Source organism: Pedobacter cryoconitis (genome assembly GCF_014200605.1).
In the GTDB taxonomy this organism is placed as follows: domain Bacteria; phylum Bacteroidota; class Bacteroidia; order Sphingobacteriales; family Sphingobacteriaceae; genus Pedobacter; species Pedobacter cryoconitis_B.
On record NZ_JACHCE010000008.1, the window covers coordinates 224,130 to 243,382 of the forward strand.

Sequence of the window (19,253 nt, forward strand, 5' to 3'; positions counted from 1 at the left end):
ATTGATGGAGGAAAAACGATTGGGGAAACCCGAATTCAAAGAGGCTTTAAAATTTTGGTTTAAATTAGGCTGGATCAGTTTCGGTGGTACAGCGGGACACATCGCTTTAATGCATGATTTTTTGGTCGATAAGAAAAAATGGATCAGTAACAGCCGCTTTTTTCACGCCCTGAGTATCTGCATGCTTTTACCCGGGCCTGAGGCGCAGCAGTTAGCTATCTATATCGGGTGGCAGCTGCATGGCAAAAGGGGAGGATTGATAGCCGGGATATTATTTGTTCTGCCTTCTATGTTTATCCTTTTAGGTTTAAGTATCGTTTATGTCTCCTATGGGAATTTACCCTGGATATATGCGATGTTTAATGGCTTAAAACCGGCAGTTATTGCTATAATTATCATTGCTTTATATAAAGTAGGACAAAAGTCACTGCGTAGTGTTTTACATTTTATCATAGCCGGTGCTGCTTTTGTCTGCATTTTCTTTTTTAATATTTCGCTGCTGCTCATCATTATAGGGACGATCATGCTGGCAATGATTATCCGGTATTTTAACCCTGGTTTGCTAAGTGAAACAAGTAATTTACAAACAGATCAGGAAGTTAATGAACACGGTTATTATATCAATTCCTTTTCGGCTGCGCCTGGTGCAGGTTTTGAAATTAAACGATTGATCAAACAACTCTTTGTTTTTATAGTTTTCTGGATTATCCCTTTAATTGCATTTTACTTTTTATCAAAGGATTTTGCCTTTTGGCAGCGATTGGTTTTGTTTTTTACACAAACCGCTTTCTTCACTATTGGCGGCTCGTATACGGTGTTGCCTTATGTGGCACAGTTTGCTGTAACTAAATTTGGCTGGCTTTCTAAAATGCAGATGGTAGATGGTTTTGCGCTGGCAGAGACTACGCCCGGCCCCTTAATTATTGTTGTAGGATTTGTTGGGTTTATGGCAGGGTTTAATCATTTTCACAGCTCTTTACTGATGGGGAGTATTGCGCTTGTGATCACTACTTTTTATACTTTCCTGCCTTGTTTTTTATTCATTTTTATTGGCGGACCATTAATTGAAAAGTCTCATGGCAATGAGGCTGTCGGCGGTATTCTAAAACTCGTTACCGCTGCTGTCGTTGGGGTTATCCTGAACCTGACTATTTTTTTAGGTAATGAGGTGATCTTTCCGGGTGGAGTAAGTACCACTCACTTTGATGTTATTGCTTTGGCATGGGTGATAATTTCAATTTTTTTGATGCTTAAATTGAAATTAAACGTTGTATATCTTATTCTACTGAGCCTATTAGCAGGTTTATTGCGGTATGCTTTTTTTTAAGGTTGATAAGGGAAGTACTTCGCGGTTTTTGTCTTTTTCAGCGTATTTTTTTAGAATTGTATTGCGTGCTGTCAAAAGATTTTCCATGTACTTTTGGAGAAATAAATAATCTGCAAGTTTTCCTAAAATACCTAATGGAGATATGTAGATAAATACATCTGTCATCAGCGTCCCATTATCTTTTTCTTCAAATTTATGGATATGTTTAAAGGATTTAAATGCACCTTTTACCATTTCATCAGTAAAGGAATGTGGCTTTTCAAAAGCGGTGATCTTCGATGTTAATTCCTGAAAGAAGCCAAAATGTTTTGCCCGCCAGGTGACAGATTCTCCAGGTCCTATTAATCCTGACATCTTTCCGGCAACGACTTTCTCCTTGGTCTGTTGAGTAGAAATCTGGTGCAGGTCAATATTTCTGGACAGGTCAAATACTTCTTCTGGCGTGGCTAAAATAAATGTATTGAGATAGATTGTTGGCATTAGATGGATAATTACTTGTTGTTTTTCTGATCGCGTTTCTATGCAAGTATATTATTTATTTCGACAATTGCAGGGTAAAAAAATCCGGTGATCTCAAATTATCGGCTATTCATATCAGTTATCACACAAGTTATCATCTTACGATAACAGCTATCCCTTTATTATTGCAATAGTTACCGCTCCTTATTCTGAAAAATATTAAATTAGCGACATGAGTAATGAAATGGTAACGCTGCATACTGCAGGACTAGTGGTGATCAAAGAAGGAAAATTACTGTTAGCTTTTAGTGGTAATAAAAACGCCTGGTATTTACCGGGAGGGAAAATTGATAGTGGTGAAACTTCTCAGCAGGCTATTCTAAGAGAGATCAGTGAAGAACTGAACCTGGAAATGAATCCGGAGCTGCTTAAATTTTATTGTCATATCACCGCGCCGGCTTATGGAGAAAATAAGAACATCCTGATGGAGCAAGACTGCTTTATTTATGAGTTAACGGAAGAAATTGCAGCCAGTAATGAGATTGATGAAGTAGGGTATTTTGATTTGGAAACTTATCTGAAAGAACCTGCTCAGGTGCCTGGTGTATTAACGCTTTTCAGCAGACTTGAAAAAGATGGTCTAATTTCAGGTGTGTTAAGTCCAATATGATCATTTACCAGGTGAAAACCCCTGCAATGCTGTCTGAATTTGAAGTTACAACTATTTTGAAGCATTGGGAAGTAGACGATTGGCTCAATTTTACCTTAAAGGAATTTAATGAAAGATTTGCTGATTCTGAGTTTCATCTGCTGACTGATAAAGATTCCAATATCCTTTGTGTAACACGCATCAATTTTGATTTTCATCTGGAGCTAAATCATGTTGTTTACAGGGTATCAGAATTAGTTGGTCTAGTCTCTGTGGAGAAGATGAAGGGCCATGCTAAACGGTTAATATCGGATGTTGTGCTCAATCTGAAAAATAGGGGGGTAGAATGCATTGGGTTTTGTGAAAGTGGGTTAAGGCCTTTTTACGAAAAATGCGGAACACCTGTCTTGTATGACCAGGCTCATTATCTTAAAGAAAAACCTTTAAGTGAAGAATTTGACCATCACACAGATGATGACATCCTGGATATCACTTTGTCTGCTCACTTACGTAATTTGCTAACTGGTTTAAACAAAGAGAATATAGGTTATATCTTATTTGAGGATTAGGCTCTTTTGCTTCCTGTATAATGTGATCTTTTAATTCTGATATGGAATTATCTTTTAATTTTGCAGGGTGGATGAAATCTTAAAGGAAATAAGGTCATGTATGGTTTGCAGGGATTATTTGCCTAATCTTCCAAAACCAGTTGTAAGAGCGGGCGTTAAATCTAAAATTGTTATTATAGGACAGGCTCCCGGGCAAAAAGTTCAGAATAGCGGAATCCCATGGGATGATCAGAGTGGAAATGAGTTAAGAAGATGGCTTGGAGTTAGCAAAGAGCAGTTCTATGATGATCAGTTATTTGCGCTGATTCCAATGGGTTTTTGTTATCCCGGTAAAGGTATTTCGGGAGATCTGCCGCCACGGCCTGAATGTGCGCCGTTGTGGCATCAATCCTTACTTAGTGAGATGAAGGAAGTTAAGCTGACGATACTTATAGGTCAGTATGCTCAGAATTATTATCTGAAAGACGTCAGCAAGAGATCGCTTACAGAAAGAGTGCGTCACTTTGATTTATACCTGCCGCTATTTCTGCCAGTTGTACATCCATCGCCGAGAAACAAGATCTGGCAAAAGAAAAACCCATGGTTTGAATTAGAAGTTGTGCCTTTCTTAAGAGGGATTGTAAGTGATTGTATCAAAATTTCTTAGTTTTAATCAGGGAGTGTTTTATGAACTGTAGCCAGGCTGGCTGCTTTGCCGGTTGCGTTTGATTAAATAATGGTGCCACAGAAAATAGGTCGCAAGTGAGCGGAAGGGTTTCCATTTTTCAGAAAGTGCAAGCATTTCTTCTTTGTTTTTTGCGCCTGTTAATTCTTTTAGTGTATTCACGATTGCAATATCGCCAAGGGGCAGAATATCTTTAGCTCCTAAACAAAACATCAGGTAAACATCTGCAGTCCAGTGACCGATTCCTTTGATGCTGGTTAATTGCTTCCTGATTTCTACTTCATCCAGATTTGGGAATTCTTCCAGATCGATTTCTTTATAGAGTATGGCATTGGATAATTCACGCAGGTATTTTGATTTTTGCCGGCTTATCTGGCAATTTCTCATTTCATCGTCACTGATTTTCAGAATATTAGCTGGCGTAAACTCTTTGATATAACCTTCTAACTTTAAAAAATGCGCATGGGCAGAAGAAAGACTGACCTGTTGCTCTAATATGATTTTAGCTAAGGTCGTAAATCCTGGTGGCCTGGACCAGTTTGGAGGCGACTGATGCAGGTGATGTATTTCAGCGAATAGCTGATCAGTTTGAATAAGCAGGCTAATATCTTTTTCGTTGACAATAATACTACTCATAACGATAATCTAATGACTGTTTTAACAGAGCGTGTGTTTCAGGTTAAACTAACAAATTGAATGTTTCAGGGTAAACTAAAGGTTCAGCACTAAAAGTTCAGCATTAAAGGTTCAGCGTGTCAAAAATCTCTCCTCTGCTTAATTTGTCATTGATTTTAGCGATGACTTCAACTTTGCCTTTCAGACATAAAGCATGATCTGATAAGCGAAAGATATCTTCAAAAAATATAAGTTTCACACCTTGTCTTTCTATCTTTAGTTTCACAAGAAAGGTATCTCCGGAAGTGAGCGATCTCTTAAAATCCATTTCTATTCTGGAAACCATTAAAAGGATGCCATCTGCAGTGAGTTGTTTAAATGATATGTTTTTTGATTGCAGGTATTCGTGACGGGCATGTTCAAGATAGTTTTGATAGATAGCATTGTTTACAATGCCTTGTATATCACATTCATAATCTCTTACCTTGAGTTGAATTTCAAATATATAGTCTTGCATCTTTTGTAAATGTTGAAATAATAGCCCCGAAGGGCTGCTTTTTAAGCTGGAATATTAAAACGGCCAATATATTGGAGACCGTTATTGGTTGCCTTCTGATTCTCAATGGTTAGTTCATCGGCTGCATAACTAAATATGGCATTTGCAGTTGAAACCCCTTTTTGGATACAGGCCTGGTAAATTTCTACCTCTGCCTGATCATTCCATACCGGTAATTCTTCTATCATAGCCTGAATACTAACCCTTTTTCTGCCATGATAAATAGTGATCCAGTCTTCATCGTAAGCATTTTGCAGATTCAGATCTTTACAGAACTGGCAGCGAAGATTTAAATCCTGGTTGTTTTTCAGAAATTTTGACTGATCAAAATATTTATAGAATTGTTCTTCTGTTTTATCTGAAGTTCCCGCCCACACGTGGATGCTTTGCTGTGCCATTTTCTTATTATTTTATTTTGTAGATGCTCAATTTTTATTGAGCGTTCCAAGGTAAGGATTTTGTTAGATAATTCAGCTTTTCGTTCGTGTAAATAGGTTAAACCAATAGAATTCGCTTTTTGAAAAGAATAATTGCAAATATTTAAAGAATGTATTATTATTGCATAATCATTGACTAGTCAAGTAAATATTGCAAATGAACTCTTCTCTTAAAGTATTAATGAACCTGTCCAAAGTGCAGGCTGTTATATCACGCAGGTTTGATCGCCTGAACATCCATGGTATTGGTTTTAACGATTTTATGGTGCTCTATCTATTGCAGCAATCTGCAGATGAAAAGATGCGGCGGATAGATCTGGCAGATAAAATAGGGGTCACCGCTTCTGGCATTACAAGGATGTTATTGCCTATGGAAAAAATAGGCCTTTTGACCCGTGAAACAAATGAAAGGGATGCCAGGGTGAGTTATGTGGTACTTACACCTGCAGGTAAACAATTATTTGAAGATGCAGAGAAAACTGCTAAAATACTGGCTGAGGAAATTATTCCAGCCGGGAAATCAAAAAATATGAATCTTTTATCAGACCTGCTGATCAGATTAGGCGGGGACATTACTTAATTCGGGAATATCAATCATTTATTTATGGCAGCTCTGCAGAACCTTATACCAGCAGCTAAATTACCAGCAGTTGAAAGTGCATTATTACAAACTTTTAATACAAGCCAGGTACAAAAAATAACTTTACTTGCTGGTGGCCTTTCGGCCTCTATTGTCTATAAAATTGAGGTTGACGGTCAGGAATATGTTTTGAAACTGGATAGTCCTGTTGAATCTGCCGATCAGGAGAGTTGTATGGAAATCGCTGCTGTGGCGGGTATTGCACCCAAATTTTATTATCTGAACCGGGTAGCGGGGATTGCAATCACAGCTTTTATTCAGCCTATGTCAATGCAGGCTGTCTTTAAATCCCGTGAGTTGTTATTGTCTAGTCTTGGCAAAGTTGTCAGCTCTATACATAATTTGCCTCTTTTTTCTAAAGAAAACAGTCTGATTGATACTGTAGATGGGCTTATCGCTCAGTTTAAAACATCCAAGATGTTAACGGGCCCTGTTTTCGATGCTTGTTTTGCGCATTATGAAACCATCAGAAAATATTATCCATGGGATGATGCAGATAAGGTTTCGAGCCATAATGATCTTAATCCTAATAACATGGTATTTGATGGAGAAAAAATATGGGTGATTGACTGGGATGCAGCTTTTCAGAACGATCGTTATGTTGACCTGGCTATACTGGCAAATTTTTACGTCACGGATGAGGATGGCGAAAATATCTTCCTTGAAGCTTACTTTGGCAGTGAACTGAATGATTATAACCGGGCGAGGTTCTTTATGATGCGCCAGATATGCAGGCTGGTCTATGCTATGCTAATGTTTAAACTGGCAGAAGGATCAAAAATAACCGGTGCAGTGCATGACCCTGATATGGAAAAGGCTGATTTAAAAACAATAAAAAAACAGCTTGGTACCGGAGAACTCAGTCTTGCTGCTTATCATGGCCAGTTAATATTTGGTAAGGCTTTAATGAATGAAACTTTAGAGCAAATGCGGTCACCGCGGTTTGCATTATCTTTTGATAATTTATTGATAATTGAATAATGCATCTAAATCGATGAATCCCCCATTCTTTTTGTACTACGCAGCCTATAGATTTGTCTGAATCGATTAACCGCTTAGGATATAGAATTCTCTAAAGAGTCTATTTTTCAGTGGGTTAATTGGTCAACCAAATTAAACCAGACCAAGCGTATGAACAAAACTTTACAAAGATTTTGGAGGAGTTCCTATTGCCTTTTTTTTCTGCTTAATTGTTTGAGTTATCACCAGGCTTTTTCTCAAACGAAGCAAACAATCACAGGTAAAGTTACCGACACATTAGGCTTACCACTGCCGGCAGTAGTGGTAGCCGCAGTTAATAAACCCAATTTAGGCACCCAGACCGATAACAATGGGAAATTTGTGCTGGATGTAGAACCCGGAACATTATTGAGATTCGCTTATGTCGGATTTAAAGAACAAAGGGTAACCGTTAGTGCATCTGTTCACATCATTAACATTCGCTTACAGGAAAATAATATTCAGGCCGATGAAGTTGTGATTACTGCATTAGGGCAGAAACAGCGAAAGGAAGCTATCGTAGGTTCTGTAACTACAGTAAAAGTTGCCAATCTGAAAATTCCTTCGAGTAATCTGACCAATGCCCTGTCAGGACAGATCGCTGGTGTAATTGGTTATCAGCGTAGCGGACAGCCGGGACAGGATAATTCTCAGTTTTTTATCAGAGGGGTGACTACTTTTGGTTATAAACAGGACCCGCTGATATTAATTGATAATGTGGAATTAACCAGCTCTGACCTGGCGCGTTTGCAAGTGGATGATATTGAGAGTTTTTCTATCCTCAAAGATGCAAGTGCTACTGCCTTATATGGGGCAAGAGGGGCTAATGGTGTAATTCTGGTGAGTACCAAAGAAGGTAAGGAAGGGAAATCGAAAATCAGCTTTCGTCTGGAGAATTCTATATCACAATCAACCCAAACGCTGCAGCTTGCTGATCCGGTAACCTATATGAAGCTTTACAACGAGGCAACGATAGGCAGAGACCCGCAGGCAGGGCCGAAATTCAATCAGAACCAGATTATCAATACGCAGGCTACAGTGAATAAATCGCCGGGATATAATGAATATGTATATCCTGCCGTAGACTGGCTGGGATTGTTGTTCAAGAAAAGGACCACTACACAAAGAGCAAACTTAAGCGTGAGTGGCGGCGGGGGAGTTGCCCGTTATTATGTTGCCGGATCTTTTAACCGTGACAACGGGGTCCTGAAGCAGGATATTAAAAATAACAATGATAACAATATAAAATATAGTAATTATCAGCTGCGCTCCAATGTAAATATTGATGTGAGCAAAACTACCGAGCTGGTTGTCCGTCTTTCGGGTACCTTTAGCGAGTATAACGGGCCGCTGGCTACTGATGGCGGTTTCTCAACAGATTTATATAATGTTGCTGTACATACAAGTCCGGTACTTTTTCCAGCTTTTTTTCCTGCTGATGAGAATAATCAAAACGTTCAGCATATCTTGTTTGGTAATGCAGGGGGAACAACCCAAAATAGCATTCTCTACAATAATCCTTATGCTGCTTTATTAAGAGGGCATAAGAACTCTTCTGAATCGCGTATGTCTGCTCAGTTTGAAGTGAACCAGAATCTGGATTTTCTGACAGAGGGGCTATCTTTTAAAACGATTTTGAGTACAAACAGGTATTCTTATTTTGATTCTCAACTGGCTTATTCCCCTTTTTATTATAGTGCAGAAAACTATGACCGTTTAACCAACCAGTATTCTTTGAAGTGGCTAAATTCGGGAGTGGAAAATAACCCGCCTAATGTTGCGCAGGAATATTTGAGTTATAATTCCAGTGAACCTAATATCAGTACTTTTTTATATGGTCAGGCGTCTTTAAATTATAACCGGACATTGGGTACTGATCATACCCTTAGCGGAACTTTGATCGGTACCGGCCAGCAGACCACTTATAGCAATGCTAAAGACCCCAAGACGGATAAAAAAACATTACAGTATTCACTGCCTTACAGGAACCTGGGGCTTGCAGGTCGTTTAACCTATGCTTTTAAGAGTAAATACTTCATCGAATCTAACTTTGGGTACAATGGATCGGAGCGTTTCTCTGCCGATCACCGCTTTGGATTTTTCCCTACTATTGGTGCTGGCTGGCTGGTTTCGAACGAGAAATTCTGGGACAGGTTTTCTGGTGTAATCAACCGTTTTAAATTAAGAGGAAGTTACGGGCTGGTTGGAAATGATGCGATTGGGGATCAGCGCTTCTTTTATCAGTCGGATGTTAATTTAAGCGGCGGTGGGAACTATGCCCAGTTTGGTTACAATTACGGGTCTTCACGTTCGGGTGTTTATATCAACAGTTACGAAAACCCTTCCATTACCTGGGAAACTTCCAGACAGACGAACCTTGCTCTGGAAATGACGCTTTTTAAAAATATGAATATCATCGCCGAAGTGTATAATAATTACCGGTATAATATTTATATGCAGCGTAAAAATCTTCCTTCTACGCTGGGGCTTGAAGCTGTAGACAAAAATAACAATCCAAATGTAGGGGCAAATATTGGCGAGGCGAGATCCAGGGGAATTGATCTTTCTGTTGATTATAAGATGAATATCAATGCATTTTCTTTTGCGCTCAGGTCTAATTTAACATTTGCAAAAAACAAGTATCTCAATTATGAAGAGCCGCAATGGGCTGAGCCATGGCGGTATACTACGGGGCAGCCAATCAACAGGAACTATGGTTTTATAGCAGAAAGATTGTTTGTGGATGATAAGGAAGTACTCAATTCACCGGTTCAGAAATTTGGCAGTAAACTACCCCGGGGCGGTGATATTAAATATAGAGACTTAAATGGGGATGGTAAAATTGATGATGCTGATAAAGCTTTTATCGGCTATCCTCAATCTCCTGAAATTGTCTATGGTTTTGGTTTCAGTTCCTCTTATAAAAGCTTTGACCTGTCGGCATTTTTTACCGGGCAGGCGAGGGTAACCTTCTTTATTGACCCTAAAAAGGTCAGTCCTTTTGTACCCAGTGAAGAAAAGTACATTTATGGAAATACACAGTTGTTAAAAGATTTCGCTGATAACCACTGGTCGCCCGAAAACCAGGATTTATATGCCTTGTATCCAAGACTTTCCATTACTGGGGATGACCTTGCAAATAATGCGCAAACCAGTACCTGGTGGATGCGCAATGGAAGTATGTTAAGGTTAAAATCTGTAGAAATCGGTTATACCTTACCCACAAGAATCGCTAAAAGTATCCGGCTTAATTCGTGCAGAATCTATTTCAATGGATTGAACCTGGTTACCTGGAGCCCTTTTAAAATGTGGGACCCTGAGCAGGGAGGGAATGGTTTTGCTTATCCGATTCAAAAGGTATTTAATGTCGGTGTTAACGTGAATTTATAATTGAACCTATGAAAAAATACTATAAATATATCTGTATCGGAGTTTTGCTGATCTCCAGCTTCTCTTGTAAAAAATATCTTGATATCACACCAGATAATTTAGGCACACTGGATTATGCATTCAGAAACCGGAATGAGGCAGAGAATTATCTGTATTCATGTTATGCTTATTTACAGCGCATGTCGGATGTGGCAGGTAACCCGGGATTTACAACTTCCGGAGAGCTTATCTATTCTAATGATCTGGATAATTATCTGGGTTTTAACCGGACTGGTTTTAATATTCTCAGAGGTACGCAAACCTCGAATGACCCTGGTCTGAATACCTGGGATGGCTCAAATGGGAGTTACAGTATGTTCCGGTCTATCCGGATTTGTAATATCATGCTCGAAAATATTGATAAACCTATTGACCTTTCTGCTGCGGAAAAGAAAAGATGGATTGCAGAGACTAAATTTTTAAAGGCTTATTATCACTATATCTTATTTAAGATGTATGGTCCGATACCGCTGATTAAAGATAACCTTGCGATTACCAGTTCAACTGATGAAGTGAGGGTTAAAAGATCAACAGTAGATGAATCTGTGAATTATATAGTCTCTTTACTGGATGAAGCGATCCCGGATTTACCAGTAGCCATCAGTAACCAGGCCCTTGAATTAGGGAGAACAACGAACCTGATCGCATTGTCAGTTAAAGCTGAGGTTTTGGCTACCGCAGCAAGCCCTTTATTTAATGGCAATCCGGATTATATGGGATGGAGTGACAGGGATGGAAAAGCACTTTTTCCTTCTGCTTATGATCCTTCAAAATGGCAAAAGGCTGCTGATGCGGCCAAAGTGGCAATTACTGCCTGTGAGGCTCAGGGGATAAGGTTATATACCTTTTCTGCACCCGCTACGATTGGCAAACTCTCTGATTCTTTGAAAAAAGAACTGGATATACAAAATGCTGTAGCTGAGAAATGGGAATTAAATACGGAGATGATCTGGGCTTCAAATCCGGCATTCAGCTACCAGGGTTATGCTACACCAAGGTTAACCGTTAAATCTTCGATAAACAGTTTTTCGAACCCTTCCACTTTTTCTGCCCCTATTTCAACACAAGAGCTTTTTTATACAGTTAATGGAGTGCCTATAAATGAAGACAGGGATTGGGATTATGCGGGTAGAAATACACTTAAAACAGGTGATCAGGCAAGCCGTTATTATATCAAAGAAGGTTATGAAACGATAAAGGGCCATTTTGCAAGGGAACCGCGTTTCTATGCAGATCTGGCTTTTGACGGGGCAATCTGGTTTGGTAATGGACGGATTAATCAGGACGATGCTAAAAATCCGCTGTATAGCGTACAGGCCAGAGGAAGTGATGGGCTTGCTGGTCCAAAAGATAGAATAAGGCTGAATATAACAGGCTACTGGCCTAAAAAGCTGGTCAGTTATCTGTCTATTTATGACGATGGTTTTCAGCAGGTTGACTTTCGCTTACCGCTGATCAGGCTTGCTGGTTTATATCTACTGTATGCTGAGACTTTAAATGAGGTAAACGGGCCTACGGGTGATGTTTTTAATTATATCGACAAGGTGAGGTTTAGAGCTGGTTTACAGGGTGTTCAGGCTTCGTGGTCTGCACATTCTAAAAATCCGGGTAAATATAGCAGCAAAGAGGGGATGAGACAGATTATCCATCAGGAAAGAAGGATAGAGCTTTGTTTTGAAGGGCAAAGCGGTTGGGACCTTCGCCGCTGGAAAGAGCTTCAAAGTGTATTAAGTGTTCCTTTGCAGGGATGGAGTATCTATGATTCAGAATCTGTGAATTATTATCGCCCCACTACACAATTCATCCCTGTATTTGGTCTGAAAGATTATCTGTGGCCTATCAAAAGCTATGATCTTGTGGTTAACCCGAATCTTGTTCAGAATCCTTACTGGTAGAACCCTTATAGCTTCATTAAACCATGATCGTGCCCTGAGAAATTTAAATAACATGAAAAAAGCAATCCTATACGCATGAAAAAGATAAATAATTACTGGTTATCTATCCTAATAACCTTACCCATTTTAGCGCTGCTGGGTGCCTGTCAAAAAACAGAGGATTATAATAAACCTATATCTTCCGACTTGACTAAACCAGATATGGTGACCAATATTAAAGTTGATAATTTTAACGGAGGGGCCAATATCACCTATACTTTACCAAATTCTAAGAATTTGCTGTATGTAATGGCACAGTATAAAATAAATAATAACATAACCAGAGAAACTAAATCCAGCTATTACTCTGATACAATCACCGTGGAGGGTTTTGCAAAAAAGCAAGCATATGAAGTCACCTTATATGCGGTAAGCAGGGCTAATGTGAAATCTGATCCGGTTATTGTCAAAGTTAATCCTGATACTCCGCCTTATCTTTTGATGAAGCCAACAGTAAATGTGCAGGCTGCTTTTGGAGGACTAAAAATCACAGGGAAAAACCCTTTAAAGAAATCATTAGGGATTATTATGCTGAAAGTAGATCAGACGAATTTTTCGGATGTTGTAGATCAGTATTACTCCAATAAGGATAGCGTTAATTATTCTTTAAGGGGTTACCCTCCTGTAAACCAGAAATTTGGTTATTATGTGACCGATTCTTATGGGAACCTCTCTGATACTACATTTTTTTCTGCTACCCCGTTTTTTGAAACGGTACTGGATAAGAATAAGTTTTTCGTGTATAATTTATCTACAGATAGCCGTATTGGTTATGGATGGGATTTGCCAAATCTCTGGAATGGAAAAACCGATGGAAACGGCTGGCATAGCAGTCCGGATGGCAGTTTGCCTGTAGTGGCTACATTCGGACTGGGGATCAGTGCTAAACTGAGCCGTTTTATTTTATGGGAGAGACCTGATGGCGATGAGAAATTCGCTTTCGGGCATGGTAACCCCAAACTGTTTTCATTATGGGGATCTGATAAAGCGCAGCCGGCAGATGTTCAATTACCAAAGACTGCTCCTGAAGGTACTGTTCTTGGTGATTGGATTAACCTGGGCAATTTTAACTATCCTGATCCGCCTTCTGGTCTTAAACCCATAGCACATAATGCTGCTGATAACGATTTTGTAAAGGCAGGAGTGAATTTCGATGTGCCTTTAATGAGCCCGAAAGTCAGGTATTTACGTCTTTCTGTAGGCACAACCTGGTCAAATGGGAATTTTGCGCATGTGATGGAAATGACTTTTTACGGGGACTCTAAATAATTTTTGAATAGCTAAAGACAAACGATATGAAATATATTTACGGAGTCTATTGTTTTTTGATGTTATGCCTTTTCATACAGGGCTGTACAAAAGATGATACTGAATTTAAGTCCTATCTTAAAGATGGGGAGATTGTTTATCCTGGCCGTGTTTCACCAGTGATTACAAAACCAGGGAATTTCAGGACCGCATTATGGTGGAACCCCAGTCCGGACCCGAGTGTGACCAGATATGTGGTTTACTGGAATAATAAGACAGATTCTGTGGTGGTTAATGCCACAAGTCACCGGCCGCAGGATACCATTAAAGCGACTATCCCAAATTTAAAGGAGTATACTTATTCTTTTATCATTTACTCTTACGATCAGCAGGGGCGTAAATCAATACCTGTAGAAGCCAATAATGTAAGGGTCTTTGGGTCGCTTTATCAGGCTGGTTTGCTCAACAGGCCTTATAATGCGACGAACCCTTATACTTTAAATGATAACGGTTCATTGACATTGAATTTTAATAGCCCGGATACGATTAATATCAATACCGTAATTAAGTATACGAATACTACCGGGGCTTCAGCCGAGCGAATGCTGAAGCCCGAAAGTTCCTCTCTGGTATTGCCGGATTATAAGCCTGGCAGCACGATACAGTACAAATCTTCTTACATTCCCGGAAAGGGATCGCTGGATACTTTTACAGTATCTTCTTATTCGGTGTTTCCAAGAATTTATAGTTATGTGCTGTGTGACAGGTTATTGTTTAAAGAGGTACATCTGAATAATGATGCGGGCACTTATGAATCCGCTACCAGCATCAGTAAACTTTGGGATGGAAGTGTTGGGCCACAGGGATATCCGAATATTTTTCACAGCAATGGAAGCAGTGGAATGCCTCATACTATAACCTTTGATCTGGGTAAAATCTATGATAATTTAGCGAGGATAGAGGAAACAGGCAGGGACTGCTGTAATAATCCGGATGATTTTGAAGTTTGGGGAATTGCTGATCTTACGGGGGCTGAAACAAATCTGCCGGCGAATAATCCAGGATGGAAAGACGAGTCCCAGGCTAAAGGATGGGTTTTATTGAAAGAGGTAATCCGTACGGATGATGGTAAAAATGCGGTAATTGCAGAGCTGAATAATAATGAGAAACCAATTCGGTATATCCGGATAAGAATTAAACATGTAACTACCGGTGATGGTAATTACAGTAATATGAGTGAAATCAGGTTTTGGAATAAACAATAATTGGAATAAACAGTGAAATGCTGAATGGCTCTTTTTAATGATTGATTAAAAGGAGCCATTTTTTATACTATCATTTATTGAAAAACAGGTTAAACCCGAATCTCATTTGTTGAGGTTTGTAATCTTTGTAGCATCACTTGTCCTTCTTCCCAGAATTCCAGATTTGAGTCAGAATTGATATGACCTTTTGAACCAATATTTATAAACTCACCTCCCCATTTTTCTGCAAAATATTGAGCTCTTTCCAAACTCACATAAGGGTCATTTTCACTTGCTGCTATAATTGATGGAAATTTCAGTTTGGTTACTGGCATTGGTGCAAAACCTCTCACAACCTCAGGAGTATGTAAAGGGGAATCAACGTCGGCAGGGGCTACCAGTAAAGCCCCCTTTATATTGGAGTTATTGTATTTCTCAGACCAGTGCGCAACTAATGAAGTTCCAAGACTGTGAGCGACAAGAATAATGGGGCAATTTAAGTCCTCTATAACTTCATTCAGGCTTTCCAGCCATTGATCAAGTTCCGGTTTATCCCAGTTTTGCTGCTGGAGCCTTACAAATTTATCATCGTCTTTTGACCAGAAGCTTTGCCAGTGGTTTTCTCCCGAACCGCCAAGTCCGGGAATGATCAGTATTTTTGTTTTCATTATCTTAATCTGGATCATGATTATCAAAGATAAATGCAATTGTAGTATCAAAAGAGATTTGGTTGTTTTTTTATTATATTTTTGCAGCTAAACAATAAATTATGGAAGCGAGCGAGTTAAGAATTGGGAATTATACATTGGATCATGGTCATCCTGAACAAATACCATATGGGTCTGATATTGATTCGGCCGGAATGATGGAGCCAATTCCTTTAACAGAAGAGTGGGTGATTAAATTTGGTTTTGAGCGTTTTGAGTTTGAATATGAAGAAGGAAACGAAACTACTTTTGTTCTGGAGAAGAAGAATGGACACCAGTTTGTCTTAAATGAAAGTTTACAGCCTATGGATGGGGAGATTGCTATGCTAGACTATAAACTGCAATATGTTCACCAGATCCAGAACCTTTATTTTGCGCTGACTAACCAGGAGTTAACTATAGCATCATAAATAATCCTGAGTTTTAAATCTGTTAGGGCTTTTTTTGCCCTTATTTGATATGCTGTTTTCTATATTGTGATGGGGGGATCTTCGTCACAGTTTTGAACTGCTTGCTAAAATGCGCCCAGCTATTATAACCGCTGTCGTAACAAATATCTAAAACGGGCCGGTTTGTTTCTCTCAAAAGTTTACAGGCGTGCCCGATTCTGATCTCTTTAATAAAGTCAAAATAACTTTTCTTAATATTCCGTTTAAAGAAACGGCAAAATGCAGGAATGGACATTTTGGTAATACCTGCAACCTCTTTTAAAGAGATCGGATCAAGAAAATGTTTAAAGGAATAGTCTATGATGGTTTCAATCACTGAATTTTCTTCTCCGCGGGTAACCGTAGCAAAAGCTGTTGTGATTACCTTTTGATCTGCTGATGTACTGATCTTTTGTAAACAGGTTAGCAATAGCTGAATCCTTTCGATACCCTCTGCATGTTCCAGCTGTCTGATCAAAAAGGCTATATCATTTGATAAGTCCCCCTGTAACTGGATACCTGTATTTTTACTATCTAATAACCTGGCTACATTTTTCATCTCCGGCAAGGCTAAAAATGCATCGCCCCAAAAGTCTCTCAGAAAATGAATAACAATCACACTGCCAATACTGTCTTTCTGTGATTTTCTAAACCAGTGCGGCACATTTGTATCCATAAGAAATACGTCCCCTTCTTTATATTCTCCAATATAATCACCAATCAATGCAGTACCATTTCCTTCTGTAATCAGGATTAATTCACATTCCAGGTGCTTGTGCCAGGCTGTTTCAAAATCTGGTGTCTTGTAGGTACGGCATGCGAAAGAATAATGTTCTTCTACGTGGATTTTCTGAATAAGTGTTTTCATGAAATACGACAGGTATGCTATTCAACTGCTATTTGTACACAAAATAATCTTTTTACATCAGATAACTGATCAGATAGCATATTTTTTTCGATGAATAACAGTTGAATGCAGGTTATCTAATTCTGTAGATTTAAAACTAACGATTTCTTTATCGTTAGCATAATTTTATTGAACACTAACCAAATGTAACTTATATGAATAAAATCTCAATACTGGCAGATTATGGAAAATAATACATATGATGCGATTGTAGTCGGTTCTGGTATCAGCGGTGGCTGGGCAGCAAAGGAACTTTGTGAAAAAGGGTTAAAAGTGCTGATGTTAGAGCGTGGCGGGCCTTATGATCATATTAAAGATTATAAGACTGCCCGGAAAAATCCGTGGGAATTTGAACATCGGGGAAGAACAACCACCGAACAGAAAAAAAAATATCCTGTTATTCATCGGGGCTGGGCAGCTTCAGAAGCAGTCATGGATGGCTGGGCAAATGAAGAGGATTGCCCTTATACAGAGATCAAGCCTTTTACCTGGTGGCGCAGTTACCGGATGGGTGGACGTTCTATTTTATGGGGCAGACAATCTTATCGCTGGAGTGATCTGGATTTCCAGGCTAATGAAAAAGATGGCATCGCTACAGCCTGGCCAATTGGTTATGCTGATCTCGCTCCATGGTATGACCATGTAGAAAAATTTGCAGGCATCAGTGGTTCTATAGAGAATATTGCGCATTTACCGGACGGACATTTTTTGCCTCCTATGGAATTGAATTGTGTAGAGAAGGATATGGCTGCAAGGATCAAAAAGCAATACGAAGAGAAGAGGCATTTAATCATTGGCAGAGTTGCAAACCTTACTGCCGAAATTCCCGGAAGAACAAAATGCCAGTTTAGAAACCGGTGCTGGGAAGGTTGTCCTTTTGGTGGTTACTTCAGTACGCAATCCTCTACTTTACCGGCGGCTATGAAAACAGGAAACCTGACTGTGAGGCCTTACTCTTTGGTAAAACAGGTTTTATATGATCAGAACACGAAAAAGGCAAAAGGCGTGGAGATTCTGGACACAGAAACTAATCAGACACATGAATTTAAAAGCAAGATTGTTTTTTTATGCGCTTCTACCTTAAATACTGCCTGGATCTTGTTCAACTCTGCAACGGATGTCTGGCCGGGCGGTTTAGGCAGCAGCAGCGGTGAATTAGGCCATAATGTAATGGATCATCATTATAATGTAGGTGCTTCGGGAACTGTAGAAGGTTATGAAGATCAATATGTATTTGGCAGGCGGGCTAATGGGTTTTATATCCCAAGATTTGTAAACCTGGCTGGTGACAAAAGAGATTACCTGCGTGGCTTTGGTTATCAGGGAGGGGCCAGCAGAGAAGGCTGGGGAAGAGAAATTGCAGAACTGAATATTGGAGGTGACTTTAAAGATGCTTTGACTGAGCCTGGCCAGTGGACTATCGGGGCAACCGGATTTGGCGAAATCCTTCCTTACCATGAGAATAAAGTCTCGCTGGATAAAAATAAGAAAGATAAATGGGGCCTCCCAGTTCTGGCTATGGATGCGGAGCTGAAAGAAAATGAATTTAAGATGCGCAAAGATATGCAGGAAGAAATGAAGGCTATGTTTGAGGCATCAGGAATAAAAAACATAAATACCTGGGATAATGGCCATGCTTTAGGCCATGGTATCCATGAAATGGGGACAGCCAGAATGGGCAAAGATCCGAAAACATCTGTTTTGAATAAATGGAACCAGGTTTGGGATTGTATGAATGTATTTGTGACAGATGGTGCTTGCATGACTTCATCGGCCTGCCAGAACCCTTCATTGACTTATATGGCTTTAACGGCCAGAGCGGTTGATTATGCGGTAAGCGAATTAAAGAAAAATAATATTTAAGCAGATGGAAAGAAGAGAACTTTTAAAAATGATCGCGCTGCTTACCGGCGGGGTCATGATTGGGGGCAATGCTTTGCTGACTGGCTGTAGTCCTGAAAATGGAAAAATGAAAAGTAAGCTTGTTTTTAGCCCGCAGGATATTGATTTTTTGGATGAGGTAGCTGATACGATATTACCTGCCACTAAAAGTCCGGGGGCTAAAGCGGCCAAAGTTGGTTCGTGGATGACGGTGATGGTGAATGACTGTTATGAAGAAAAGGATCAGAAGATTTTTAAGGAGGGGATTGATCAGTTAAATCAGGCCTGCGAGAAAATGTATGGTACTGCATTTATGAAAGCCAGCACCGTACAGCGTTTATCGTTATTGACGGCAATGGATAAAGAAGCCAAAGAATATCAGTCCAAAAAGAATCATGATGCCCTGCCTGCGCACTACTTTACAATGATGAAGCAATTAACCCTTTTAGGGTATTTTACCTCAGAGATTGGCTGTACAAAAGCCCTGCGTTATATTGCTGTACCTGGCAGGTTTCAGGGGACTGTACCCTATAAAAAAGGCGATAAAGCCTGGGCTTAAT

General features: G+C 39.5%; 19 protein-coding genes. 13 read left to right on the forward strand and 6 right to left on the reverse strand.

Annotated elements, in window-relative coordinates; genetic code table 11:
• Positions 1-4 precede the first annotated feature (4 nt).
• Entirely contained in the window at positions 5-1,327 is a 1,323-nt protein-coding gene (chrA, locus tag HDE68_RS21400; RefSeq protein WP_260171827.1) for a chromate efflux transporter, read from the forward strand.
• Here the strand turns inward: chrA and HDE68_RS21405 are convergent.
• Positions 1,304-1,807: an SRPBCC family protein gene (locus tag HDE68_RS21405; RefSeq protein WP_183884270.1), complete on the reverse strand. Its 504-nt coding sequence runs from the start codon at positions 1,805-1,807 to the stop codon at positions 1,304-1,306. The two genes, chrA and HDE68_RS21405, sit on opposite strands and share 24 nt — an antisense overlap.
• A gap of 211 nt (positions 1,808-2,018) precedes the next feature.
• Here HDE68_RS21405 and HDE68_RS21410 point away from each other — a divergent pair, with 211 nt between their 5' ends.
• The 3 genes from HDE68_RS21410 (at position 2,019) to HDE68_RS21420 (ending at position 3,650) form a co-directional block, all read left to right on the forward strand.
• Positions 2,019-2,456, forward strand: coding sequence for an NUDIX hydrolase (locus tag HDE68_RS21410; RefSeq protein WP_260171828.1), 438 nt, complete (start codon positions 2,019-2,021; stop codon positions 2,454-2,456).
• Positions 2,453-3,004: a hypothetical protein gene (locus tag HDE68_RS21415; RefSeq protein ID WP_183884271.1), complete on the forward strand. Its 552-nt coding sequence runs from the start codon at positions 2,453-2,455 to the stop codon at positions 3,002-3,004. The genes HDE68_RS21410 and HDE68_RS21415 overlap by 4 nt, the downstream gene beginning before the upstream one ends.
• A gap of 67 nt (positions 3,005-3,071) precedes the next feature.
• On the forward strand, positions 3,072-3,650 hold the full coding sequence (locus HDE68_RS21420; RefSeq protein ID WP_183884272.1) for a uracil-DNA glycosylase family protein: 579 nt from the start codon (positions 3,072-3,074) through the stop codon (positions 3,648-3,650).
• An 18-nt stretch (positions 3,651-3,668) separates the two neighbouring features.
• Here the strand turns inward: HDE68_RS21420 and HDE68_RS21425 are convergent, their stop codons facing one another.
• From HDE68_RS21425 to HDE68_RS21435, 3 genes are all read right to left on the reverse strand, one after another.
• Complete coding sequence (locus tag HDE68_RS21425; protein ID WP_183884273.1) at positions 3,669-4,304, reverse strand: DNA-3-methyladenine glycosylase family protein; 636 nt, start codon at positions 4,302-4,304, stop codon at positions 3,669-3,671.
• Between the two features lie 103 nt (positions 4,305-4,407).
• Positions 4,408-4,800, reverse strand: a complete 393-nt coding sequence (locus HDE68_RS21430) for an acyl-CoA thioesterase (RefSeq protein ID WP_183884274.1) — start codon at positions 4,798-4,800, stop codon at positions 4,408-4,410.
• A gap of 41 nt (positions 4,801-4,841) precedes the next feature.
• The gene (locus HDE68_RS21435; RefSeq protein ID WP_183884275.1) at positions 4,842-5,237 is read right to left on the reverse strand and encodes an immunity 22 family protein; all 396 of its coding nucleotides are present in this window, start codon (positions 5,235-5,237) and stop codon (positions 4,842-4,844) included.
• A gap of 196 nt (positions 5,238-5,433) precedes the next feature.
• Between HDE68_RS21435 and HDE68_RS21440 the strand changes: the two genes are divergently transcribed.
• The 6 genes from HDE68_RS21440 (at position 5,434) to HDE68_RS21465 (ending at position 14,791) form a co-directional block, all read left to right on the forward strand.
• Positions 5,434-5,856: a MarR family winged helix-turn-helix transcriptional regulator gene (locus tag HDE68_RS21440; protein ID WP_221300871.1), complete on the forward strand. Its 423-nt coding sequence runs from the start codon at positions 5,434-5,436 to the stop codon at positions 5,854-5,856.
• A gap of 24 nt (positions 5,857-5,880) precedes the next feature.
• Complete coding sequence (locus HDE68_RS21445) at positions 5,881-6,897, forward strand: phosphotransferase (RefSeq protein ID WP_183884276.1); 1,017 nt, start codon at positions 5,881-5,883, stop codon at positions 6,895-6,897.
• A 213-nt stretch (positions 6,898-7,110) separates the two neighbouring features.
• Entirely contained in the window at positions 7,111-10,305 is a 3,195-nt protein-coding gene (locus tag HDE68_RS21450; RefSeq protein ID WP_260171829.1) for a SusC/RagA family TonB-linked outer membrane protein, read from the forward strand.
• 8 nt (positions 10,306-10,313) lie between these two features.
• Complete coding sequence (locus tag HDE68_RS21455) at positions 10,314-12,239, forward strand: RagB/SusD family nutrient uptake outer membrane protein (RefSeq protein ID WP_183884278.1); 1,926 nt, start codon at positions 10,314-10,316, stop codon at positions 12,237-12,239.
• 75 nt (positions 12,240-12,314) lie between these two features.
• The gene (locus tag HDE68_RS21460) at positions 12,315-13,547 is read left to right on the forward strand and encodes a DUF4959 domain-containing protein (RefSeq protein ID WP_183884279.1); all 1,233 of its coding nucleotides are present in this window, start codon (positions 12,315-12,317) and stop codon (positions 13,545-13,547) included.
• Between the two features lie 26 nt (positions 13,548-13,573).
• Positions 13,574-14,791 (forward strand): DUF4998 domain-containing protein, encoded by a 1,218-nt coding sequence (locus HDE68_RS21465; RefSeq protein ID WP_260171830.1) that lies wholly within the window; start codon positions 13,574-13,576, stop codon positions 14,789-14,791.
• An 89-nt stretch (positions 14,792-14,880) separates the two neighbouring features.
• Here the strand turns inward: HDE68_RS21465 and HDE68_RS21470 are convergent, their stop codons facing one another.
• On the reverse strand, positions 14,881-15,438 hold the full coding sequence (locus HDE68_RS21470; RefSeq protein ID WP_183884280.1) for an RBBP9/YdeN family alpha/beta hydrolase: 558 nt from the start codon (positions 15,436-15,438) through the stop codon (positions 14,881-14,883).
• A gap of 101 nt (positions 15,439-15,539) precedes the next feature.
• Between HDE68_RS21470 and HDE68_RS21475 the strand changes: the two genes are divergently transcribed.
• A complete protein-coding gene (locus tag HDE68_RS21475) occupies positions 15,540-15,887 on the forward strand; it encodes a hypothetical protein (RefSeq protein WP_183884281.1) in 348 nt (115 codons plus the stop codon).
• A 40-nt stretch (positions 15,888-15,927) separates the two neighbouring features.
• Here HDE68_RS21475 and HDE68_RS21480 read toward each other — a convergent pair whose 3' ends face one another.
• Complete coding sequence (locus HDE68_RS21480; RefSeq protein ID WP_183884282.1) at positions 15,928-16,773, reverse strand: AraC family transcriptional regulator; 846 nt, start codon at positions 16,771-16,773, stop codon at positions 15,928-15,930.
• A gap of 222 nt (positions 16,774-16,995) precedes the next feature.
• On the opposite strand from HDE68_RS21480, the gene HDE68_RS21485 reads away from it, so the two are divergent.
• Together HDE68_RS21485 and HDE68_RS21490 are read left to right on the forward strand one after the other, a co-directional pair.
• Positions 16,996-18,675 (forward strand): GMC oxidoreductase, encoded by a 1,680-nt coding sequence (locus HDE68_RS21485; protein ID WP_183884283.1) that lies wholly within the window; start codon positions 16,996-16,998, stop codon positions 18,673-18,675.
• A gap of 4 nt (positions 18,676-18,679) precedes the next feature.
• Positions 18,680-19,252 carry a gluconate 2-dehydrogenase subunit 3 family protein gene (locus HDE68_RS21490; RefSeq protein ID WP_183884284.1) on the forward strand — a complete coding sequence of 191 codons (573 nt, stop codon included), beginning with the start codon at positions 18,680-18,682 and terminating at the stop codon, positions 19,250-19,252.
• The last annotated feature ends 1 nt before the right edge of the window (position 19,253 follow it).